This window comes from Dorea formicigenerans, assembly GCF_025150245.1.
Classification (GTDB): domain Bacteria; phylum Bacillota; class Clostridia; order Lachnospirales; family Lachnospiraceae; genus Dorea; species Dorea formicigenerans.
The window spans coordinates 2,238,758-2,260,714 of record NZ_CP102279.1; the positions used below are offsets into that span (position 1 = coordinate 2,238,758).

18 protein-coding genes, 1 pseudogene and 1 riboswitch are annotated in these 21,957 nt (G+C 40.5%); all 19 genes and pseudogenes read right to left on the reverse strand.

The genetic code is table 11. The features are described from left to right. Nucleotides 1-32: 32 nt before the first annotated feature. The gene (locus NQ560_RS10900; protein WP_040015577.1) at nt 33-1,433 is read right to left on the reverse strand and encodes a glycine--tRNA ligase; all 1,401 of its coding nucleotides are present in this window, start codon (nt 1,431-1,433) and stop codon (nt 33-35) included. 110 nt (nt 1,434-1,543) lie between these two features. Next, nucleotides 1,544-2,284, reverse strand: coding sequence for a DNA repair protein RecO (gene recO, locus NQ560_RS10905; RefSeq protein ID WP_005334274.1), 741 nt, complete (start codon nt 2,282-2,284; stop codon nt 1,544-1,546). After that, nucleotides 2,226-2,399: a hypothetical protein gene (locus NQ560_RS10910; protein WP_005334277.1), complete on the reverse strand. Its 174-nt coding sequence runs from the start codon at nt 2,397-2,399 to the stop codon at nt 2,226-2,228. Before NQ560_RS10910 ends, recO begins: the two co-directional genes overlap by 59 nt. Before the next feature lie 76 nt (nt 2,400-2,475). After that, the gene (era, locus tag NQ560_RS10915) at nt 2,476-3,372 is read right to left on the reverse strand and encodes a GTPase Era (RefSeq protein ID WP_005334279.1); all 897 of its coding nucleotides are present in this window, start codon (nt 3,370-3,372) and stop codon (nt 2,476-2,478) included. Nucleotides 3,373-3,547: 175 nt separating this feature from the next. Continuing rightward, nucleotides 3,548-4,711 carry an RNA-guided endonuclease InsQ/TnpB family protein gene (locus NQ560_RS10920; protein WP_040015578.1) on the reverse strand — a complete coding sequence of 388 codons (1,164 nt, stop codon included), beginning with the start codon at nt 4,709-4,711 and terminating at the stop codon, nt 3,548-3,550. Next, nucleotides 4,659-5,009 (reverse strand): annotated as a pseudogene (locus tag NQ560_RS10925) (IS607 family transposase); the annotation flags it as partial. The pseudogene NQ560_RS10925 and the gene NQ560_RS10920, both read right to left, overlap by 53 nt. 84 nt (nt 5,010-5,093) lie before the next feature. Further along, complete coding sequence (locus NQ560_RS10930) at nt 5,094-8,015, reverse strand: insulinase family protein (protein WP_040015579.1); 2,922 nt, start codon at nt 8,013-8,015, stop codon at nt 5,094-5,096. A 204-nt stretch (nt 8,016-8,219) separates the two neighbouring features. Continuing rightward, the gene (locus tag NQ560_RS10935) at nt 8,220-9,836 is read right to left on the reverse strand and encodes a Na+/H+ antiporter NhaC family protein (protein WP_005334284.1); all 1,617 of its coding nucleotides are present in this window, start codon (nt 9,834-9,836) and stop codon (nt 8,220-8,222) included. A 227-nt stretch (nt 9,837-10,063) separates the two neighbouring features. Beyond that, a riboswitch (Lysine riboswitch) is annotated at nt 10,064-10,231 on the reverse strand. Nucleotides 10,232-10,337: 106 nt separating this feature from the next. Then, a complete protein-coding gene (locus NQ560_RS10940; RefSeq protein ID WP_040015580.1) occupies nt 10,338-12,431 on the reverse strand; it encodes a molybdopterin-containing oxidoreductase family protein in 2,094 nt (697 codons plus the stop codon). 208 nt (nt 12,432-12,639) lie between these two features. Continuing rightward, a complete protein-coding gene (locus tag NQ560_RS10945; RefSeq protein ID WP_005334286.1) occupies nt 12,640-13,344 on the reverse strand; it encodes a Spy0128 family protein in 705 nt (234 codons plus the stop codon). Further along, a complete protein-coding gene (gene srtB, locus NQ560_RS10950) occupies nt 13,337-14,137 on the reverse strand; it encodes a class B sortase (protein WP_005334293.1) in 801 nt (266 codons plus the stop codon). The genes NQ560_RS10945 and srtB overlap by 8 nt, the downstream gene beginning before the upstream one ends. A gap of 2 nt (nt 14,138-14,139) precedes the next feature. Next, nucleotides 14,140-15,213 (reverse strand): DUF7601 domain-containing protein, encoded by a 1,074-nt coding sequence (locus NQ560_RS10955; protein ID WP_005334295.1) that lies wholly within the window; start codon nt 15,211-15,213, stop codon nt 14,140-14,142. A gap of 51 nt (nt 15,214-15,264) precedes the next feature. Then, entirely contained in the window at nt 15,265-15,828 is a 564-nt protein-coding gene (gene lepB, locus NQ560_RS10960; protein ID WP_005334303.1) for a signal peptidase I, read from the reverse strand. Further along, nucleotides 15,794-16,069, reverse strand: coding sequence for a hypothetical protein (locus NQ560_RS10965; RefSeq protein WP_005334305.1), 276 nt, complete (start codon nt 16,067-16,069; stop codon nt 15,794-15,796). The genes lepB and NQ560_RS10965 overlap by 35 nt, the downstream gene beginning before the upstream one ends. Beyond that, nucleotides 16,066-17,571: a DUF7601 domain-containing protein gene (locus tag NQ560_RS10970; protein WP_040015581.1), complete on the reverse strand. Its 1,506-nt coding sequence runs from the start codon at nt 17,569-17,571 to the stop codon at nt 16,066-16,068. Before NQ560_RS10970 ends, NQ560_RS10965 begins: the two co-directional genes overlap by 4 nt. Before the next feature lie 176 nt (nt 17,572-17,747). Beyond that, the gene (locus tag NQ560_RS10975; RefSeq protein WP_005334309.1) at nt 17,748-18,530 is read right to left on the reverse strand and encodes a Uma2 family endonuclease; all 783 of its coding nucleotides are present in this window, start codon (nt 18,528-18,530) and stop codon (nt 17,748-17,750) included. Between the two features lie 311 nt (nt 18,531-18,841). Further along, nucleotides 18,842-19,699: a Cof-type HAD-IIB family hydrolase gene (locus NQ560_RS10980; RefSeq protein WP_005334311.1), complete on the reverse strand. Its 858-nt coding sequence runs from the start codon at nt 19,697-19,699 to the stop codon at nt 18,842-18,844. Nucleotides 19,700-19,789: 90 nt separating this feature from the next. Then, nucleotides 19,790-21,469 (reverse strand): glycoside hydrolase family 13 protein, encoded by a 1,680-nt coding sequence (locus tag NQ560_RS10985; protein WP_040015582.1) that lies wholly within the window; start codon nt 21,467-21,469, stop codon nt 19,790-19,792. After that, nucleotides 21,462-21,878 (reverse strand): PTS sugar transporter subunit IIA, encoded by a 417-nt coding sequence (locus NQ560_RS10990; protein ID WP_005334315.1) that lies wholly within the window; start codon nt 21,876-21,878, stop codon nt 21,462-21,464. The genes NQ560_RS10985 and NQ560_RS10990 overlap by 8 nt, the downstream gene beginning before the upstream one ends. Nucleotides 21,879-21,957 lie beyond the last annotated feature (79 nt).

Sequence of the window (21,957 nt, forward strand, 5' to 3'; positions counted from 1 at the left end):
ACTTTTAAAATACTACGTCCCTAATTATTATTTTACCATGTAAATTTCTTTTCAAAGTAAGCGTCAAGATCTTCTATTTTGATTCTCTCCTGCTCCATTGTGTCACGGTCACGTACTGTAACTGCTCCGTCTTCCTCGGAATCGAAGTCGTATGTTACACAGAATGGTGTTCCGATCTCGTCCTGACGGCGATAACGTTTTCCGATATTTCCACGGTCATCGAACTCGCAGTTGTATTTCTTAGCAAGCTGTGCATATACTTTCTCTGCACCTTCGTTGAGTTTCTTGGAAAGTGGAAGTATACCAATCTTCACTGGTGCAAGTGCCGGATGGAAGTGAAGAACAGTTCTTGTATCCGGCTTATCTTCTGTTCCAATATTCTCTTCATCATAAGCTGCACACAGGAATGCAAGAACTACACGGTCTGCTCCAAGTGACGGCTCAATAACATATGGTGTATATTTTTCTTTCTTCTCGTCATCAAAATAAGTAAGATCCTGTTTTGATACATTCATATGCTGTGTCAAATCATAATCTGTACGATCTGCGATTCCCCACAGTTCTCCCCAGCCAAATGGGAACAGGAACTCGATATCCGTAGTTGCTTTACTGTAGAATGAAAGCTCCTCTTTATCATGGTCACGATAACGTACTTCTTCGTCTTTCAGTCCCAGTGTGTGTAACCAGTCAAGACAGAACTTCTTCCAGTAAGCGAACCACTCAAGATCTGTATCAGGCTCACAGAAGAACTCTAACTCCATCTGTTCGAACTCTCTTGTACGGAATGTAAAGTTACCTGGTGTAATCTCATTTCTGAATGATTTACCAATCTGTCCGATTCCAAATGGAATCTTCTTTCTTGATGTACGCTGTACGTTCTTAAAGTTTACAAAGATTCCCTGTGCTGTCTCTGGTCTTAAATATACTGTATTCTTTGCATCTTCTGTAACTCCCTGGAATGTCTTGAACATTAGGTTGAACTCACGGATCTCTGTGAAATCATGTTTACCGCAAGTCGGACATGGAACATTATTCTCTTTAATAAAATTCTCCATCTGCTCATGGCTCCAGCCGTCGATGCTGTCTCCAATCTCAATACCATGCTCGTGAGCGTAATCTTCAATAATTTTATCAGCTCTGAAACGCTCATGGCATTCTTTACAATCCATAAGAGGGTCGCTGAATCCGCCAAGATGACCACTTGCAATCCATGTTTGTGGATTCATAAGGATCGCACAATCTACGCCGACATTATATGGTGATTCCTGAATGAACTTCTGCCACCATGCTTTTTTTACATTGTTCTTAAGCTCAACTCCGAGATTTCCATAATCCCATGTATTTGCAAGTCCTCCGTAAATCTCAGACCCCGGATACACGAATCCTCTGGATTTTGCTAAAGCTACAATTTTGTCCATTGTTTTTTCTACCATATTCCCTTCTCCTTCTCCTCTGATATTGTTAATAATTATACAGTTAATATTATCTATTTTCAAGTCTATTTCCCATATATTTACTTTGTATTTCTATAAATTTCTACAAATCAAACTATTGTCTCTAATATTTCCAATGATTTAAAGTTTCTTCCCACGTATACATTCAGGTAATTGCGGATCAGATTCTCCAGTTCCAAAAGCACTTCTTCTTTCACTGCAAATGTATATAACTTCTCTACTTTTGAGCTGATAATATACTGAAGCGTATATAAAGTAGATGTCCCTACCATCACCGCGTCCGGCGCATGAATCTCACATTTTCTACAGACCAGACCGCCTTTTCTGACGCTGAACTTCATATTTTCTTCCCATCTTCCACAACTGACACATTCAAACACCTGTGGACCTTCTCCATTGATACAAACCGCCTTTAACTCATAAATGCACCGAATCAGCCGATTTGGTATATGTACATTTGTAAGGGCGCGCAATGTCTGATACAAAAGTTTTAAGAGTTCTGTCTCATCGTTGGCTTCCCTTGCATAGTACCCCGCAAAATCCAGAAAATAAAAACCATAGTAAGCACCTTCCACGTCTGTCCGAAGTTCAGAAAAATAATTGGAAATAGAGGCCGACATCAATGTATATGATGTCCGCCCCTCATAGACTACAAATTCTCCAAATGAAAATGGGCTTGTCACCCCAAGGAGGGAACTATTGGTTCTTCTGGCTCCTCTTGCAAATGCTGCAATTTTCCCACGTTCTTTTGTAAGCAGTACAACACGTCTGTCATAATCGCCCACCGGAGTTGCCGAAAGCACCATGCCCGTCACGGTAATCTGATTCATAGGTCTTCTTCTGTGAACGCTCCATGACTCTGTAGCAGATCTTCATGCCACGGTAATAGAGATAGTCCACAATCCTTCCTGTCTTCATAAATTGCTTCCAGTACTTTTCTTCCATAAGGTCACCTCATCATAAGCTTGTTTTCATGTAAATGTTTTTCCTTATGATTAGATTCCCCCAAATACCACTCATTTTATTCTTCTTCCCGATATCCAAAATTTTTCATCAGAAATTCGCTGTCTCTCCAGTCCTTCTTTACCTTCACCCAAAGCTTCAGATTGACCTTACAATCCAACATTCTCTCAATCTCATAACGAGCAGTACTTCCAATTTTTTTCAGCATACTCCCCTGTTTTCCGATGATGATCCCCTTGTGTGAATCACGCTCACAGATGATCGTTGCATCAATATGCATAACTTTGTTCTGCATTTTCATACGGTCAATCGCAACCGCGATTCCATGCGGGATTTCATCTTGCAAACTGTGCAATGCTTTCTCACGGATCAATTCTGCCACAATCTGACGTTCCGGCTGATCTGTCACTGTGTCCTCATCATAAAACTGTGGTCCATATGGAAGATATTTCATAATGACGCGCAGAAGTTCATCCGTATTGTCACCACTTCTTGCAGATACCGGAACAATATCTGCAAAGTCATAAATATCTTTGTATGCAGCAATTGCCGGCAGAATCTCTTCTCTCTTCACAGAATCCACCTTATTGATGACGAGAATGACCGGTGTCTTGACTCTCTGAAGCTGCTTTGCAATATGCTGTTCGCCCGCTCCGATAAATGTAGTTGGCTCCACAAGCCAAAGCACGACATCCACTTCATTCAATGTCTTCTCAGCCACATTTACCATGTACTCGCCGAGCTTGTTTTTCGCCTTGTGGATTCCTGGTGTATCAACAAATACAATCTGACCTTCATCCGTTGTCAGAACCGTCTGGATACGGTTACGTGTTGTCTGCGGTTTGTTAGATGTAATGGCAATCTTCTGCCCGATCAGGTAATTCATTAATGTAGATTTTCCCACATTCGGACGTCCAATCAATGTCACAAAACCAGACTTAAAATCATTCTTCATATATTCTCCGTTACTGAAAACTTATAAAAAGTTATAAACTCCCATGTTTCATTCCCACTTCAACGAGTATGCTTTTGATGATATAAATATCTATCTACTCACAAGTTCTTGTACTCTCCATAGGCGTAAATTCCGGACTAACGTATCCGTACATATTTGCATTAACGTTTCAGTGTTAGCTTGCAAATCGTTCTCCATAGGCCTTGAGATTTATAGATGCCTGGAAATCTCTGTCAATCATATTCCCACATTCACATCTATAAACCCTGTCAGATAACTTCAAATCTTTTTTGATGTTTCCACAGCAGCTGCAAAGCTTTGATGATGGATAAAACCGTTCAGCCACAATAAGCTGGATCCCTTTATCATTGCATTTGTATTCAAGCTGTTTTCTAAACCCAAAAAATCCTTGTTCCTGTACTGCTTTGGATAAATGTCTATTTTTCATCATTCCACTGACATTCAGATCTTCAATACAAATAAATCTTGGCTTTCGATTTACGATCTCAGATATGGTCTGATTCAAATAGTTTTTACGGATGTTTGTTAATCTGTGATTTTGTTTTAATAAAAGTTTTTCCTTTTTGATTACATTATTTGTTTTACAGTAACTTTCCCCTTTCTTATTTTTCTCGTAAGAACGAGAGATACTACGCTGTAATCTGCGTTTCTGTTTTTCTAGTTTCTTTACTTTCTGACTCTTATTGATGTTCTTATACTTAACGGCATCAGAGCAGACAGCTAAGTCTTTAATTCCTAAGTCTATGCCAACTCCATCATCATTAAGTGTTTCTTTGCAATCAGGAAATTCTACACATACACTGATCCACCAGTTCAATCCGTCAAAGGATATTCTCGGATTCATATATTTAACATCTGTTGGAATACGTCCATGTTCTGCAAGTCTTACCCAATTCTTTTTTTGCTTATTTGCTTTCCTGCTGGAAGAAAAGCCTTCAAGCTTAACGTGGGTATTACTCAATTGTATCTTAACGTTGTCCTGATAGAACTTCGGCATTGATCTCTTTCTGGACTTGAATCTTGGGAATTTTTGCAAACCCTTGAAAAAGTTCTTATACGCAGTACAGGCATCTTTGATTGCCTGTTTGGTTACATTATTTGAAATATTCAGCAACCATGCGTATTCATCAGAATGTCTGAGCTTTGTAAATTCTTTTCTGAGTTCTGAATCTGAAATGAATTTGCCACCTTTTTCGTAGCTTTCTTTTTCCCTGGCCAAAGCCCAGTTATAAGCAAATCTTGAAGCTCCTGCGTACTGAAACATCTTAGTTTTCTGTACGTTGTTTGGTATCAGCATTACTTTTATGGCTTTTACCATCCGTTTCCTCCTGTATCAATTCTCGGATAAGTTTCTTAGCTTTGTTCGCTCGTTTTCCTTGTAATTTGCAACTGAATACTGTGATTATTTGAACCAGATCTTCAACAAGTTCCTGCTGTTCAGATTTTTCAGTATTATCAATAATCTCAATCTCACAATTATAAAGTGAAGCGATATATTCTATCAACTCAAAACCAAATCGCAATAGCCTATCTTTATATAAAACAACAACCTTTTCAACCTGATTTTGAGAGATTCGTCTGATCAATTCCTGAAGCCCTTTTTTCTTATAATTTATATTTAACTGTTAACAACCTCTCAATTAGGGACACCCCTAATCACTGATGGGGCGTAGTATTTTAACGAAATGCTACATCCCTGGTTAAAAGCTTGTCACCTCGCCAAATAATTCTTTATCTTCTTCTATTTTCTCTTCTCCACCAATGACGCACAACTGGTCTGCTGCCAGTACTGCTTTTGCCACCTTGGCGAGTGCCCGGATATCTTCCTGTGCCGCATCCAGGATCTGTGCGCGTTCTTTCTTAATCATCTCGGCACTTACTTTGTTCATGTAGAGATTCATAGAACGTTCGCCCTTGGTCGCCGGTGTCATTGGCTGATCAATGTTGCTGATTGTTCCAATGATGTATTTTGTCATATCACGGTCACTGACAGTAAAGTTCTCCAGGTAATCTACCACGCCCTCATATACATCAATGGTACGTTTTAAATTCGGGTCACGGTAAGACACAAAGTAACCTTCTCCGATGCGGTTGAAACTGCTCATGCAACCGTAAGCTCCGCCTTTGACACGGATATTCTGCCACAGATAATCATAGCTTAAGATCACTTTGAGAATCTGCAGTGCTCCTGTATATTCTACGCCACGATCTATGAAGTTACCAGTGCGTGCTACATACTGAACTTTTGATGCAGTCTTAAATCCTTCATTCTTTTTCTCGCAATGAATGATACACGGTGTCTCTGTTACTTTCTCATGATTGAGCTTTCCGGCTAGTTCTGCGATTCTCGGCTCCATGCCCTCAAGACCTTCTCTTGCCGCTGTATAGCTGATCATCATATTGTCCGGACGGAAGATTTTCTTTGTCAGTGCGTACAATCTCTGCGATAACGCCTCTTTTTCCTCGTCAAAATGTTCCTCTATATAGGCAACTCGTTTGTAGAAGTCAATTCCGCTTGTCATATCTTTGAATTTAGCAGACGGTGATGCATAAGACAGTGCACGAAGTGCTGCGGTCGTATGTCCAGAAGACTGGAACTTCATAAGCAGCCTTGATTTCAACATAGCGAGAATCTCCCGGATTCGTTTCGTATCATCTAGTTTTGATGCCGTAAGAATCTCTGCCATCATGGCAAATGTTTTCTCAAGTTGTGAATATAATGCTTTTCCTTTGATCTCAAATGTCGCTTTGAATTCTTTTTCTTTCACACGTGTCACATTATTATACAGCTCCAGTGATGTACCGATTCCTCCGGTATTTACATTTATCTCATTGAATAACTCACTGTATTCATAGTTCTCTGTATCAATAATTCCAAGTACTGACTGCAGGATTCCAACATCCGCCAGTTCTTCTGCACTGACACCGGACAGATCGAACATAACGTTCACATATCCGATTCCATTTGTCTCAATCTCATGGTAAACAACCGGCACATCTGCCAGCTTCATTTCTTCATTAAAGAATGGGGCTATCTCTCTGGAAATGTCTTCTCTGCGCAGTACCGGGATTTTTTCCAGGTTTTCTATCGCTTCCGGCTCAGACTGGTACTCTTCCAGCGCCTTCGTGTCTGCCACCAGTTTTTCAACCTCTGCTTCGCTCAATGACTCTTTATATTTCTGAAGCTTGTCCTGGAGCTGTGCATCCAGACGTGCTGTACGTCCCTGCTCCGGGCGGACCACTACGATTGCTCCGTGTGTATTGTCAAGCAGATACTTCTGGATCAGTTCTTCATAATATCCGGTTCCAACTTTGTTCTTTAAAAATTCAAATGTCCCTAACGCCTCAATATGGATAAACGGCTGGTTTTCATCATAAAGCCAGCTATCCATGACTTGGAGTCCATACATAAGTCCTTTTGGATAATTTCCAAAATCAGCTTCTCTGTATCGAAATTCGTTGTAGTTGATTCCTGCCAGCAGCGCTTTCTGGTTGATGCCATTCTTCACCTGATCTCTAAGAACGTCTTCAATCACCTTCACAAACTCATCTTTCTGACTTTCCTCTGCATTTTTCGCAACAACAGAGAAAATAGGCTGATACACACCGTTGTCATAAGAACCCATAATGTCTTTTCCGATTCCGGCATCGGTAAGGGCCTTCTTAAGCGGTGCTCCCGGTGCAGATAACAGTGCGTAATCCAGGATTTCAAATGCCTGATAGAGTTCTCGGTCCAATGTTGTTCCAATGACCTTATTATAAGAAAGAAATGTATTCTCTTCTGTAGATTCATCGCTTGCTATAGAATATTCAAAAGTCTTCTCCTGTACCTCATCAAATGGCTTCTGCAAATGAATCTCTGAGTTTACGTCCTTTTTGTCATAGTGACACAGGTATTCCTCGTCAAGCCAGCGAAGTTTTTCCTCCATATCCATATCTCCGTACAGATAAATATAACTGTTGGACGGATGGTAATATGTTCTATGGAAATCAAGAAACTGCTCGTAAGTAAGCTGTGGAATCACCTCCGGATCTCCACCGGACTCATTTGCATAGCAGTTATCCGGGAACAAGGTATTCAGAACAACCCGATCCAGAACTCCCTCCGGTGAGGAAAATGCTCCCTTCATCTCATTGTATACAACTCCATTGTAGGAAAGCTCGCCATCTTTTTCATCCAGCTTGTAGCTCCAGCCCTCCTGACGGAATGTCTTATCATGATTGTAAATATTCGGATACAAAACCGCATCCATATATACATGCATCAGATTCTGAAAATCCTTATCATTACAGCTTGCCACCGGATAAACAGTCTTATCCGGATACGTCATTGCATTTAAAAATGTATTCAAAGATCCCTTCACCAGCTCTACAAATGGATCCTTTGCCGGGAAATTCTTTGACCCGCAGAGTACGGAATGCTCCATAATATGCGGAACTCCTGTACTGTCTGACGGCGGTGTCCGAAATGCAATGCTGAATACTTTGTTATTGTCATCATTCTCAACAAGCAGAACTCTCGCGCCACTTTTCTTATGCTTTAAAAGCTTTCCTTTCGCTTTAATACCCTTTAAATCTTCGTCTTTTAATACTTCATACGTCGTTAAGTCTTTTACACTCATAAACTTGCCGATGTTCTCCTTTCTCATACACTGAGGCTATTATATCACATTTTTCCATAAAATAAACTGTAAGCCCTTTGGAATACATGAGGATTTTTTATATAATAGGAAATACAATTCCCTATTATATAAAAAAACATCTGCTCTTTAAAAATATCCTAAAAACCGAATCCATTTCTTAAGGCAAATGTTCTTTTAGTTCTTTTATTCTTCTTTTCCTGTAATTGCACGAATCACAAAAAGTGTTCCTGTCATCAGTATAATACCAATCGGCAGACAGATCCATGCGTTCTGTACAAATCCTGCAATGACATAAGTCACAAATGATACTGCTGCCACAGTCATAGCATATGGAAGCTGCGTCGATACGTGATTTACATGATTGCACTGCGCTCCGGCTGATGCCATAATCGTCGTATCAGAGATTGGCGAACAATGGTCACCGCATACCGCACCTGCCATGCAGGCTGAGATAGAGATGATCATCATCGTTTCATTTGTTCCCTGGAATACAGCAACTACGATTGGAATCAAAATTCCGAATGTTCCCCAGGAAGTTCCGGTCGCAAATGCAAGGAAACAACCCACCAGGAAAATAATTGCCGGGAGGAAATTCACAAGCCCTGTCGCAGCCGTCTCCATAATTCCTGCCACATACTCTGCTGCACCAAGACTGTCTGTCATAGCTTTCAGTGTCCATGCAAATGTCAGAATCAGGATTGCCGGCACCATAGCCTTGAATCCGTCTGGAATACATGCCATAGAATCTGTAAACTTCAAAACTCTTCTAAGTGCATAGAAAATAACCGTGATCACAAATGCGAAGAAGCTTCCAAGCATCAGTCCGACTGACGCATCACTGGCTGAAAATGCTTCTACAAAACTAACGCCACTGAAAAATCCTCCACTGTAAAGCATTCCGATAATACAGCAGCCAATCAGTACAAGAATTGGAAATACAAGATCAATCACGCCGCCTTTTTCTTCAACTACATCATCCTGTGCATCTGCGTACGGTCTGTCCGGTGTAGTATAGATATCTCCTCTTAATGCATTATCTTCATGGACACGCATTGAGCCATAGTCAATCTTTAACACAACAAGAAGAACCATGGTCAGGATTGTCAGAAGTGCGTAATAGTTAAATGGAATGGCACGGAGAAAAATGGAAAATCCGTCCTCTCCCTCTACGAATCCGGTAACTGCTGCCGCCCATGAGGAAATCGGTGCAATGATACATACCGGGGCTGCCGTAGCATCAATCAGGTAAGCTAACTTTGCTCTTGATACCTGATGCTTATCTGTGATTGGTCTCATAACACTTCCAACGGTCAGGCAGTTAAAGTAATCATCAATAAAAATCAAAACTCCAAGCACGATTGTCGCAAGCTGGGCTCCGATTCTTGTCTTAATGTGTACGCTCGCCCAACGGCCAAATGCAGCGGAACCTCCTGCTTTATTCATCATGCACACCATGATTCCAAGAATCACAAGGAATACTAAAATTCCCATATTATAGCTGTCTGTCAGAACCCCTACAATACCATCTTGAAATACATGAAGTACTGTATTCTCAAATGAAAATCCTGACCAGAAAAGTCCTCCGATCACAATTCCTACAAATAAAGAACTGTAAACTTCTTTTGTGATCAGCGCCAATACGATTGCTACAACCGGTGGCACCAGCGCCCAAAAAGATGCATACATCTTTGGCACATACTCTGTTGTCTCTTCTGCTGCAAAAACTGTGACAGAACTCATAGCCAGCATCAGAAGACAAACTACAGCCCCCCAGGCTGCCAGTTTTCTCTTTTTCAACATAATCTCTACTCCTTTATGTAATTTAATATTTTCGGAATAAAGCTCTGCCTGGTTATATCTTTTCTACCACAGATCTTATACCTGTTTTTCATACCTGTCATGAAACATTTTCATGTCAACTATAAATCTAAATAGAAAAACCGTGAATGCATCTGCGTCGTGCACTCACGGTATAATTCATCAGTCCAAATATCCCGTTCTTTCTCCTTACGGTCTATTCTTTATTATACTCTGATAGCGCTCCACCGATGTGACAGTTCGCAGCATATTCTGCCACGCCCCAGAAAATGTACTTGGGATATTACATTTTCTTCGGCGGTCTCCCCTTTCATGTCCGGCAGCTTCCCAAGCTGTCGCCGATCATTACTGATGAATCCCGCACCTCTATCAAGCAAATTCTTTATTCACATAGTACCTTTTTATCACCTATGTTAAAAAAAGTCAATCCTTTTTCTTATACTTTTATCGTTATTTTTTTATCATTTTTATTATTACTGTTTACTATACTTTCTCTACCCGGCATGGTACAGATTTAATAAGTACAAATCCTGTCATCGGATCTGCATAGTCCAGACTACACAAATCATTGACATTTCCATTTTTCCAAGGTTCTGCCATATAGGCGCTTCCACCTCCATGTGGAATATGTATTGCATGTCTTGCAATGCCACGGATTTTCGCTTTAAATGTTCCGTCTGCGAATGGCGTTATTACTTTTACCATGTCGCCATCTTCGATACCAATTTCTTTTGCATCTTCCGCATTGATATCTACAAACGGATACGGTTCAATCTCAGCAATTTTATCTAGATTTGCCCCAAACACACCCATACGGTTATTGCTTCTTGCTCCACTTGTCATAGTAAATGGATATTCTTTACCAGCAAGTTCCGGAATTGAACGAACATCCTTATACTCTGGATATGGGACAAATCCATTTTCCTCCAGAATTGTAGAACAAATTTCTAGCTTTCCGGACGGTGTCGGGAATCCCGGTTTTCCATCTGCTCTTAACTCACCTATCTCATATTTCTTATAATGCTTTTCTTTTTTCTGGTCTGCACTTGTCCCAAAATCTCCTGCATATGGCGCAGTTCCACTAAGAAGCCAGCTTCTAAGTTCTTCTTCTGTCTGTGGAAGTTTATCACCAAATCCAAGTTTTTTGGCAATTGCTCCCATAATTAACACATCGTTTTTAGATTCTCCGACTGGCTCAATCAGGGGTTCCACAATATGTGGTCCTTCTGGTCCTGGTACAGCTTTTGGCACTTCGAATAACGAACAGGCCGGAAAAACTACATCTGCATACCGGGCATCTTCTGTAAAGTAACGATCCAGAACAATCAGGCAATCTAATTTTTTATATGCTTCACGCCAACTTTTACTATCCGGGAATGACAATACCGGCGATCCTCCTAAAATCATAAGTCCACGGACCGGGTATGGCTCGTCTTCTAATACTGCTTTCGGAAAACGCGAAAACTGTCCCTGACCACTGAATTTATAAAATAACGGAAATTCATCTACTCCGATTGGTTTGTCATCTTCTGGTATTTCAAAAAGCTTCGGAGTCTCCAGTCCTTTTGCATTCAGATAGATTGCACCCGGCGCATCCAACTTCCCGGTAATTGCCCACAATACAAAGATTGCACGGTTATTTTGAATTGCACTGAGCTGATATTCCAGACCCGTATATGCAACAAGCGGAATCTTTGCAGTAGAGCAGAAAATATCTGTCAGCTTTTCAATATCTGTCACGGAAATGCCACACCATTTTGAAAGCTGCTCCATTGTCTGTGTATCCAGATAAGTTTTAAACTCTTCAAATCCTCTTGTATATTTCTCAACAAATTCATGGTCATAACGTCCACTGTCTATAATCAGTTTCAGCATTGCAAGGGCAAGTGCTCCATCGGAACCCGGCGTAATCGGAATCCACCAGTCTGCAATTTTTCCAAGTCCTTCCTGCCTTGGATCTATCACGATCAATTTTGCTCCTCGCTTCTGAGCTTCCTTAATACGATGCAACATCACCTGCGGACCATCGTCACTGGCAGAGTTTTTACCCCATGAGATAATATAATCACTTTCTTCAATCTCCTGCACCATCATTCTCGTATTCAGACCCATAAGTGTTCCAGGCGTCACTGTACTGGATGCCAGATTACAGATGGATGAACAATTCATATCATTGACAGAACCCAGATTTATAAGAAATTTTCCTTTGCCGCTTCCATCACCTTTGCCACAAAGTCTTGTTACAGGAAGCCCTAAAATACCTCGTCCATAGTAAGATGCCAGAGATCTGCCGCCATATGTATCTGCGGTTTTTTTCAGTAATTCCGCAGCTTTGTCAACAGCTTCTTCCCAACTGCACTCGCGGAATTTTCCTTCTCCACGCTCGCCAACTCTGATCAATGGACGTTTGATACGCTCCTCCCCATAAAGAATATCTGGTACCAATGCTCCTCTCGGACATAATCTTCCTTTCGGAGATTCTTTATCTGGTTCTGCTTTCACAATTTTCCCATTTTCAATAGTATAAACTACTGCACAGCCGCCTTGACATAAACCACAGGTTCCTTTTTTTACCATAATGCTTCCTCCCATCTGTAAAATACGTACTATTTATAGTTTAACACTCCCTACAATAGTCCTCAAATTGTTAATCTCTATATATAAACTTCAGTTATAGATTAAAAGAGCGCTCACCTTACAATCGTATAATAAGATGATGCGCTCTGCTTTCCTGTGAAACTTTCTGTCTGTTATTTTCTTTTTGCATATAACAACTAATGAACAATTACTTTTTTTCTATTTTCTTTTTATATTCGTAAGTCCCGATCATAATTCCTCCACAAATCAACATCAAACCTGTCAGAGTTTTTATATCTGCGCTGTCCCCGGTCTTGACCGTCATGCTTTTTTGTTTGGCTTCCGATGCCTGATATCTGTTCATAAAAACAGGATCAACTTTCTCGCCTTTTGCATTGTATGCGATAATAAGTGACTGTAGCGTATCTGTCTGTTCATTTCTCATAATATAGACTTCCAGGGAATACTCGGACTGGTCATATATCCAGTTTTTTCCATCACCAGCCACCTGATTGATCGTATATCTGTACACCCCCGGCTTTTCATACTGAATTTGAAATGCATCTTTCTTTGTTCCTGTTATCTGAGCTTTTGAAATCTTCGGCATTGGGCTTTGTTCATCATTTTGTTTTAATAGAAACGAAAATATTTCGTTTTGTTGCGAGTTTCCAGTAATTTTTAATTTCACAGGAATATTGACCGTTATCTGCTCCTGTGTATTCTCTACCGCTGTCACATGATTTGTTTCTACATCTGTCATCTGGTTTTCTTCTGCACTTGCTGCATGAATTTTCACTGAAGATAGCATCGCTGTAGATATCAGTGCAAAAACTACCATTACCAGCCACATTTTACATTTTCCACACATACTTGCCTTCTCTTGTATATTTATCCCCCGCATTTTCTCATTCATTTTCCGTCTCCACATATACTTTTCCACTTCCTTCCTCCGAAGCACTGCTGTGCACAATCCTGCATATGAGAACATGTCTTGCATTGGTTCCGCTTGTAGAACAGGTCGACAGTGCTACCATCTGATCTTCCGTCGTAAGTTCTTCTCCTCTTGTATACTGCGCCTGTTCATAAATGCGTTTCAAAAGCTCCTGCCTTTCCGATACATTATCCCACTGGGTTCGATAAATATATTTGTCATATGCATCTACTGTAAGAAACGCAGCTGTTTCCAGGTATAGCGCCCGGTCCGGCAGATAAATTTTCCCAGTTGTATTTTTCTGGAAAAATGTTTCATCACTATATTTATCCAGATCACCGAACATTTTTCCTGCCTGCATATGATGCCCCATAAGTACCATATATGGATCTGTAAACTTCCGATTATTCTGCCAGTCTAAAAAGATACTTCCGGATATCTCCGAATTTCCAAGTGCATCCTTATCCAGATATTCAAAATTGTCCTCTCCCTGAACTATTGGATAATCGATTCCTGTATGATCCATAACAATCCATCCACATACATCCGGATTCATAGCCATAAGCTGACTGAAATTATAAGAAGGTCCTTCTGCCTCGTCTGGTTTATATTCCACCATCGTTTTCAGTGCATTTTCCGAGCCATCTAAGATGCTCCAGTTGTCCCACAGCGCATAACCGGCATAGGCGAAGCAGCATAAAAAAATAACTGCCGCCACGCCGTTTACAACCATATCAAGCCCTTTAGTCAGATAATACTCCGGCGTTCGTTCCATCCTTAGATTCTCTTACGACGGAAAAATACGAGACATCCACCGAACGCTGCTGCAAATGCAAGAAGGACTGGGGCAAAATGAAGGATCACACCTGTCGGTGGAGTAACTGTGTCAATATTGGTGTAAGCAACTGTGTTTGTTGCATCCAGATTAATTATTCCATTTGCACTCTTACTTTCAACTGCATTTTCACCATTCACACTGACATTTGTTGTATCATACCCTTTTGAGTCAATTTCGTTTACAGTATAGTCTGCCCCTGCCGGAAGATTTTTAATTTCAAACGTCTCGCCGTGTTTCAGTGTAAATGTAGTTTTCTCTCCATTTGTCACGGTAACATCTGCTTTGTTTGTAGAATAAGTTCCGTCAATTCCATTCACAACAACAGTAAAAGTGAACTCATCATTTTTATTTGCAGCACTTCCGGAAACAGTTTTTGTTATTTTTAAAGATTCTGCATCAGCTTCTGTATTTTCAAATCCTGCCCCTTCACTTTTCTGATTGGTTGCCACACTCGTTGTTGCAATGCCTGATACCTTTAAATTTCCTGTCTGGGATCCGTTATCTTCTGTCTCCCATACAACCTGAACATCTAACAAATAAGACTGATCAGAATATGCAATATTGGGATTGTGTCCCGGATTCTCACTTAACATGAAGTGATATAACCCCGGAGCTGTAAATCTAATTCCGTCGAATAACTCATCATAAGACAATGTTTCACTGGAGCTTGCTCCGCCTGCTGCCTTTGTCTTCCATGCTGATGTAATCTGCGCCGTCTTTGTGGCATTATTCTGTGTCATTTCACTTCCATTAAATGTCGGTGTGCTCGAAGCATTGGTTCCGATTGCATCAGAACCTGTGTACTCTAATGCAAAATCAAATGTTTCTGAATCATTGAGTAATCCATTTTCTGCAACTGACCAGGTCTTGGCAATCTGCTTTCCAGGGCCAGAATATCCATTAACACTAATTCCCTGTGTTTGCGAATTCGCTGCAAATGCAGTGAATGACATACCCATAAGCATTGCTGTGGACAGCATAGATGCTACCAGTTTTTTAGTAAACTTTCTCATACCTTACATTCCTTTCCATATTCTAAAGCAACTTTTTTATTTCTTTTTTGATTATATATTTCTCCTTCGGATCACAGTGATAACAAGTCCTCGGATCTCGTTTTTCGATACTGCTCCCAGTGTCCTGCTGTCTCTGGACACACTGTGATCATCACTTAAAATATAATATTGCTGACTTTTAAGCGTTACTTTTCCTGTACCATTTTCATTTCCCGGGTTATACATATCTTCCTGGTTTATATCTGCCTGTGTATAACCATTTATGACAAGCTGTCCGTCCTTCGTAATTTCCACTGTCTCACCAGGCATCGCCGCAATTCTTCCGACCATCTCTACTCCTCGCTTTTCATATACGACTACATCACCTCCCGTATATGAGTCCTGCAGGCGGTAGTATAATAACAGATCTTTGTCACCAATTGCCGGTTTCATATCGCTTCCATACTCAAATGTCACTCCGAACACACACCTGAACAGAAGCACAAGAAAGACCGCAAGAAATGCTGCTTTTCTAAGATCACTGCCACGAAGCTTCCGAAGTATCGTTCGCTGCCTTCTTTGTCGGATTACCTCTTCCGTACTACCTGCCCGGTTGGATCGTATACTCTGCTCCATGTTTCTCCTTTAATTGCATGCGAAACTTTTCTTCCTGGATAAAAAAGACTCGACGATACATTTCGTCCAGAATCAGAAGCTTATCCCACACTTCCTGTTCATCAATCAGTCCAAATATTCTGTGAAATTGCATAGTTTCAATAACATGTGCAATATCCTTTACAGATGATGCATGCCTGGCTTTCTGAATCCATTCTTCATTTTTCCTCTTGTTCTTATTCTCCTTTTTGTTCTGTCTCATACATTTCTCTTTCTTCTGGCATATCCATATCCCAATGCCAGCACTGCGATACAAAGAATCAGCACATATGGAAATGTCATCATGGCAATCCCTGTCACCGGCTGCTGCTCCATCTGATTTGTAAATGCTGCTGTAACATTCGTATTGTCAATATTAAGCAGGAGGCCATTCTCCTGGTCATATCTCTCATCAGCACCATTTACAGTAACAGAAGCCCAGTAATCTCCACTTTCTTCTTTGATTCTAACGTCTCCAGATGTGATCTGTTGTATCGTAGCTGACTCACCATTTTTCAGAACAACGCTGGCATTTCCTGACTGGTCAAATGTAATCTTTGAAGCATGTGCTTCGGAACAATTCTGAGTTCCATTATAGATTACATCGAATGTCTTTCCTGCCAATCTGGATGCAGTCAGTGTAAATGTAAAATGTTCGGCTGGATTTGCTGCACTGCCTTTTATAATTTTGGAAATGGTCAAATTGACCGGTGTCACATCTTCTACTTTAATCTTCATCCGGCTCAGATAATAAGTATTCCTCGAAACAGTCCGGTAAGAAAACTTGTTATTTGCCGGATCCACATGATAAATACCTGCATAATCTTTATCTGCCCCATCTGTCTTTGGCGTGATAGTCACCCGCCATATCCGTCCATCTTTGTCGTAGTTCAGAACAATCCGGTCTTTTTCCTCTGTCAGATATTGATAATTCGTTCCACCAAGTGCTTCTTCCACTTTTGTTTTAAAATCTGCATAAGTAACACCTGGAAGCTTTTGTTCATTGGAAGAAATTGCAAATAATGCCTGATCATTCTGATCATATAACTCCACTACATAAACCGGTGGATCTTTCTTCAGAATTCCGTCAATATGCCAGCCATCATTCTCCCGTTTCAGGACATAACCTACAAACATATTGCTTCCAAATACATTTTCAAACTTCTTCTGATCCGTACTGCTCATAGCCTGCAGAATTGCTTGCTCCCAGAGATTCGTGGCATTTTGCACCCGGTTCGCAGCATCTGCCTTATCTCCTGGATTCCAAGATTCATCACTGTCAATGGAATAGTAGATGTACCATGTCCGACCATAGTTTTTTACATAAGTCTTTACTGGCTTTTTATTCAACTGGTCCAAATTCACCGTAACCGTAAAATACGGAGCATTGTTACCCGATGGTCCAAATTCATCCATACCAAAATCCTGGTTAATATCTTTTGGTATCGCATTACTATATCTCAGATATATTTTTGCAGTAATCTTACCTGTAGCAGGATAATTGTCTGCAAGTACTGAAATATCCTGGTCATCCTGCATCGTATTGTCAATCTGATTTTCATCTATTGTAGTAGCATTTTCCTGCTCTGGCATCGCCTCCTCTACAGCCTGTACAGAACTACTGTCTTCCTGTGCATCTGCCGCCAATGCATTCATCTGTGACGGCATCAGAAGGCAGAGCCCGAGGAGTAATGAAATCAAACATCTTCTTCCTCTTTTTTTCATGTCTGTAACTCCCTTTCTGTTTTTCAAAACTTTGTTTTTTCAGCCTGCCTATATATATCCTATGAAGAAAGTTTCCAGATTATTCCTAAAATGGCAAAATATAAGCAAAGAAAAGCTGTACACATGACCCTTGATCTTCTGGATCACGCATACAGCTTTATGCCCCACGTCTCTTTTTACACATCGTCTTCTTCATACAGAAAGCTAATGTATTCATAAATCTTTGCAAAATCTACTTCACATTCTCCTTTGAATATACCCACTGGAACTTTGGAGCTAAATCCATAAATAGACGGTGTTACCTCTGCTTCAAAATCATACACAATAACCTTCTTCCCCTTCGGATCCACCAGCCAGTATTCCCGAACTCCTGCATCCATATATTTTCCCAGTTTCACATACATATCTTTTTTCTTTGTAGAATCAGAAAGTATCTCCACTGCCAGATCCGGGGCTCCATATATACATTTTCTTGTAATCTTGTCACGGTCACAGACGACCATAACATCTGGCTGCACCATAGTTTTATCGTCACAATCAAGCTGTACGTCCATAGGTGCAGCCATGACAATACATCTTCCTTTCTGCTGACTGATATATGACCGGATTATATTACACAATTCTGTAGACAGGATCTGATGGATGGCAGTCGGTGAAGCCATATCATAAATCACGCCATCAATAAGTTCAACACGTCTTTCCTTCGGAATTAAATAATAATCCTCTACCGTATAATCACCCTGTCTCTTTTCAGACGTCTCTGGTAACGCTTCACCAATTCTGTCTGTCTGCTTTTTCAATACCCTTTCAAGCGCAATTAAAGTTTCATATCTTGGAGATCTGGTAACTCCCGCAAGAACTTTCTGCACCGTTCCAAGCGGTACTCCCGAAAGCTCTGAAAGTTTCTCATTCGAATAACCAAATTCCTTTTTTCTTTGCTTCATCTCTTCTACCGTCATCGCATCTCCTCCACTGTTCAAGAATGCCTCGGCATTCTTGCTGCGAGGTGCGCGTCATGCAATTGCATGACATACTTCTACTGCGCACCTCTGCAATCCTGCCGGAGGCTATATCAGCTGGGAGATTGACTCCCAGCTGATATAACATCTTATTCTTTCCATTATATTATCATATTTTCCATATTAATTCAATACAGTTTCAATATCATTCCGTTTTATTTCCATTTATGTATATAATTCAAGAATGCCTCGGCATTATTGCAACAACAGGCTTTTTAATACCTTATTATTTTATATTCCCTTTTTCGATACTATAATATATATTTTTCAATCGCAGCTGCAACACCTTCATGCCCATTATCCAGTGTTATATCATCTGCTACGCTTTTCACGTCATCAGTTGCATTCCCCATGGCAATTCCAAGTCCTGCTTCTCTTAACATCTCAATATCATTTTCACTGTCTCCAACTGCCATAACTTCATCCATAGTCATTCCAAGATACTCTGCAAGGAGCTTAAGTCCAGAGGCTTTATTTGTGCCAGCTTTTGTAAATTCCAGATTGTTGAATCCTCCGTTAACAACCTTGATATCTGGACATTCTTCCAGATATTCCTGCACTTCCTCCCGGTTCAAAAGTTTATCTTTTTCTTGCTTTTGAAAGTTTAAAGTTGCTTTTTGCATCTTTGCATCACCGTTTTTTAAGTATTCTATCAAATCATTGATTCCTTTTCGATTCTCTTTCATGTGCTGGATCACATAGTCCGGAAGATCCAGATTGTCAATATAAGGATACACCTGAACAGGTGTATAACTGACACCATCTACAAATACATTGATATATATTTCTTTTTTCAGAAGATATTCAAATATCGGAATCATTTTCCCGGAATCCAGATATTTTTCATAGAGACATTTTTTCGTCTTTGCCTCATAAACTGCACTTCCATTTGTCGTGATAACATAATTAATATCTACATTTTTTAACTGATCCCAGGGAATTCCATCATAATCTCTTCCTGATGTCGGCACAACCTCTATTCCTGCCTCTTTTGCCTGATTCATTGCATCAATAGACGCCTGGCTGATTTTTCCGTTATCATCGAATAAAGTTCCATCCACATCCAGGGCCAGAAGTTTAATTGTTCTATTATTCTCTGTCTTTCCCATATTTTACTCCTTATAACCAAACAATTCCCTGAAAATATTATGTTAAAGACAACATCACACATTTTCAAGGAATTGTTTTTATCTTTATTGTTATCTTATCATATACACATAAACCTGATATGGTTTTAATGTAAGATGATTGTTAAATGTATCCGGTGCGTCTCCATAGTTAGAAATAAGCAGGCTGCTCTCCTGTGCCTTCACTTTTTCGTCTACCTGATAGTCGATTTCTTCATCCGTAAAGTTCGCTGCGACAACCAATGATTCGTTCTCACCTTTTCTCAGATACGTATATATTTTTTCGTTTTCGGCATCCAGAAGTTCATACTCACCATCTGTGATTACTGAAACTTCATGACGTAGTTTTACAAGCTTCTGATAATAGTAAAATACAGAATCCGAATCTTCCAGACATTTTTCTGCATTAATCTCTGTATAATTTGGATTCACATCAATCCACGGAATACCTTCCGTAAATCCCGCATGTCTTGTGTCATCCCATTGCATTGGTGTTCTTGCATTATCCCTGGATTTCAGTCTCAAAAGCTCCAGTGTGTCTTTCTCGGAAAATCCCTTTCTACCTGTGAAATCTTTAAAGATATCAATCGCTTCCAGATCTCTGTAATCTTCAATCTTATCAAAAAACGCATTGGTCATTCCCAGCTCTTCGCCTTCAAAAATATATGGTGTTCCCTGCATCATATGAAGCACGGTTCCGAGCATTTTTGCAGAAATAACGCGATACGCCGGACTTTCATTTCCAAATCTTGTTACGGCTCTTGCCTGGTCGTGATTACTCCAGTAGAGACTGTTCCAGCCATTACAAGCATGCATTTTTTCCTGCCACTCAGTCATGACACGCTTTAAGTCGGTAAGCTTTACTCTTGTCTTTGCATATTTTCCATTTTCATCATAATCCAAATGCATATGGTCAAAATGAAAGACCATCTGCAGCTCTTTCTCACCGGCTGCCGTGTATGGGACTGCTTCGTCAGCGCTTGTATGCGGTGCTTCCCCAACCGTCATAATATCATATTTACTCAGTACTTCCCGATTCATTTCTTTCAGATATTCGTGAACTCTCGGACCACTTGCACAGCCTGCATAATAGCTTCCATATGCTTTATTTTGTATGATCGGTCCGTCCGGGAATGTCGGATCCTTGGAGATCAATGTAATAACATCCATGCGGAATCCGTCGATGCCTTTATCCAGCCAGAATCTTAAGATGTCATAGACATCTTCTCTGACCTTCGGATTATCCCAGTTCAAATCCGGCTGCTCTTTTGCAAAACAGTGAAGATAGTACTGATCAACTGCTTCTACATACTCCCATGCAGAGCCACCGAAACTGGATCCCCAGTTATTCGGCACTTCATCTTTCCAGATATAATAGTCATGATATGGATTGTCTTTTGATTTTTTCGCTTCCTGGAACCATTGATGCTGATCGGAAGTGTGGTTCACTACGAGGTCGAGAATAATTTTAATTCCGTGCTTATGTGCCTCTGCAAGAAGTTCGTCAAAGTCTTCCATAGTTCCAAGTGTCGGTTCAATCTGTCTGTAATCTGAAATGTCATATCCGTTGTCTACCTGTGGTGATTGGAAAATCGGATTCAGCCAGATTACATCGATTCCTAGCTTCTCCAGATATGGAAGCTTTTCCTTCAGTCCGTTCAGATCTCCGATTCCATCTCCATTAGAATCCTTAAAGCTCTTCGGATACACCTGATATACAACGCTTTTCTTCCACCAATCCGCTCTATTCATCTTCATCATCTCCATCATCTGCAATTGCATTTACATATTTAATTTCCATTCTTGCCTCTTCCACAATCTGTGCCATACGCTCGGTACTGATATAATCGTCCTGAGGCTCCATAGCAGCCGTAACTGCAAGTGGAAGATTCATTCCGCTGACAATATGAGTATGTGGACGGTTACGGTATTTGAAGAATTTCTGATTAACACTTCCAGATGTCAGATCGGTGAGGACAACCACCTCGTCTTCATCTGCGAATCCATTCATCAGTTCGTCAATCTCTTCCTCCACCGGACGGTTATCTACATAGGCACTTAAAGAAACAACCTCTGTAAGCCCGCCTGTGATAAAATTCAATGTCTCCTTTAATCCATCAGCCATTCTGTGATGAGATGCAATTACAATTACACGTTTCATAATCCATCTATTCCTTTCTCTACTATGCTTTTAATTTTATAGCTCCTGTCTGTATGATAGACAGGAGCCATTTTAGAAT

Bases quoted from the DNA above. Each gene is read 5' to 3' on its own strand.
- NQ560_RS10945 (WP_005334286.1), bottom strand. From the start codon at position 13,344: ATGAATGAGAAAATGCGGGGGATAAATATACAAGAGAAGGCAAGTATG.
- NQ560_RS10920 (WP_040015578.1), bottom strand. From the start codon at position 4,711: ATGGTAAAAGCCATAAAAGTAATGCTGATACCAAACAACGTACAGAAA.
- NQ560_RS10900 (WP_040015577.1), bottom strand. From the start codon at position 1,433: ATGGTAGAAAAAACAATGGACAAAATTGTAGCTTTAGCAAAATCCAGA.
- NQ560_RS10955 (WP_005334295.1), bottom strand. From the start codon at position 15,213: ATGAGAAAGTTTACTAAAAAACTGGTAGCATCTATGCTGTCCACAGCA.
- NQ560_RS10990 (WP_005334315.1), bottom strand. From the start codon at position 21,878: ATGAAACGTGTAATTGTAATTGCATCTCATCACAGAATGGCTGATGGA.
- NQ560_RS10965 (WP_005334305.1), bottom strand. From the start codon at position 16,069: ATGAGACAGAACAAAAAGGAGAATAAGAACAAGAGGAAAAATGAAGAA.
- lepB (WP_005334303.1), bottom strand. From the start codon at position 15,828: ATGGAGCAGAGTATACGATCCAACCGGGCAGGTAGTACGGAAGAGGTA.
- era (WP_005334279.1), bottom strand. From the start codon at position 3,372: ATGAAGAATGATTTTAAGTCTGGTTTTGTGACATTGATTGGACGTCCG.
- NQ560_RS10980 (WP_005334311.1), bottom strand. From the start codon at position 19,699: ATGGGAAAGACAGAGAATAATAGAACAATTAAACTTCTGGCCCTGGAT.
- NQ560_RS10910 (WP_005334277.1), bottom strand. From the start codon at position 2,399: ATGGAAGAAAAGTACTGGAAGCAATTTATGAAGACAGGAAGGATTGTG.
- NQ560_RS10935 (WP_005334284.1), bottom strand. From the start codon at position 9,836: ATGTTGAAAAAGAGAAAACTGGCAGCCTGGGGGGCTGTAGTTTGTCTT.
- NQ560_RS10970 (WP_040015581.1), bottom strand. From the start codon at position 17,571: ATGAAAAAAAGAGGAAGAAGATGTTTGATTTCATTACTCCTCGGGCTC.
- NQ560_RS10930 (WP_040015579.1), bottom strand. From the start codon at position 8,015: ATGAGTGTAAAAGACTTAACGACGTATGAAGTATTAAAAGACGAAGAT.
- srtB (WP_005334293.1), bottom strand. From the start codon at position 14,137: ATGGAACGAACGCCGGAGTATTATCTGACTAAAGGGCTTGATATGGTT.
- NQ560_RS10940 (WP_040015580.1), bottom strand. From the start codon at position 12,431: ATGGTAAAAAAAGGAACCTGTGGTTTATGTCAAGGCGGCTGTGCAGTA.
- NQ560_RS10975 (WP_005334309.1), bottom strand. From the start codon at position 18,530: ATGACGGTAGAAGAGATGAAGCAAAGAAAAAAGGAATTTGGTTATTCG.
- recO (WP_005334274.1), bottom strand. From the start codon at position 2,284: ATGAATCAGATTACCGTGACGGGCATGGTGCTTTCGGCAACTCCGGTG.
- NQ560_RS10985 (WP_040015582.1), bottom strand. From the start codon at position 21,469: ATGAATAGAGCGGATTGGTGGAAGAAAAGCGTTGTATATCAGGTGTAT.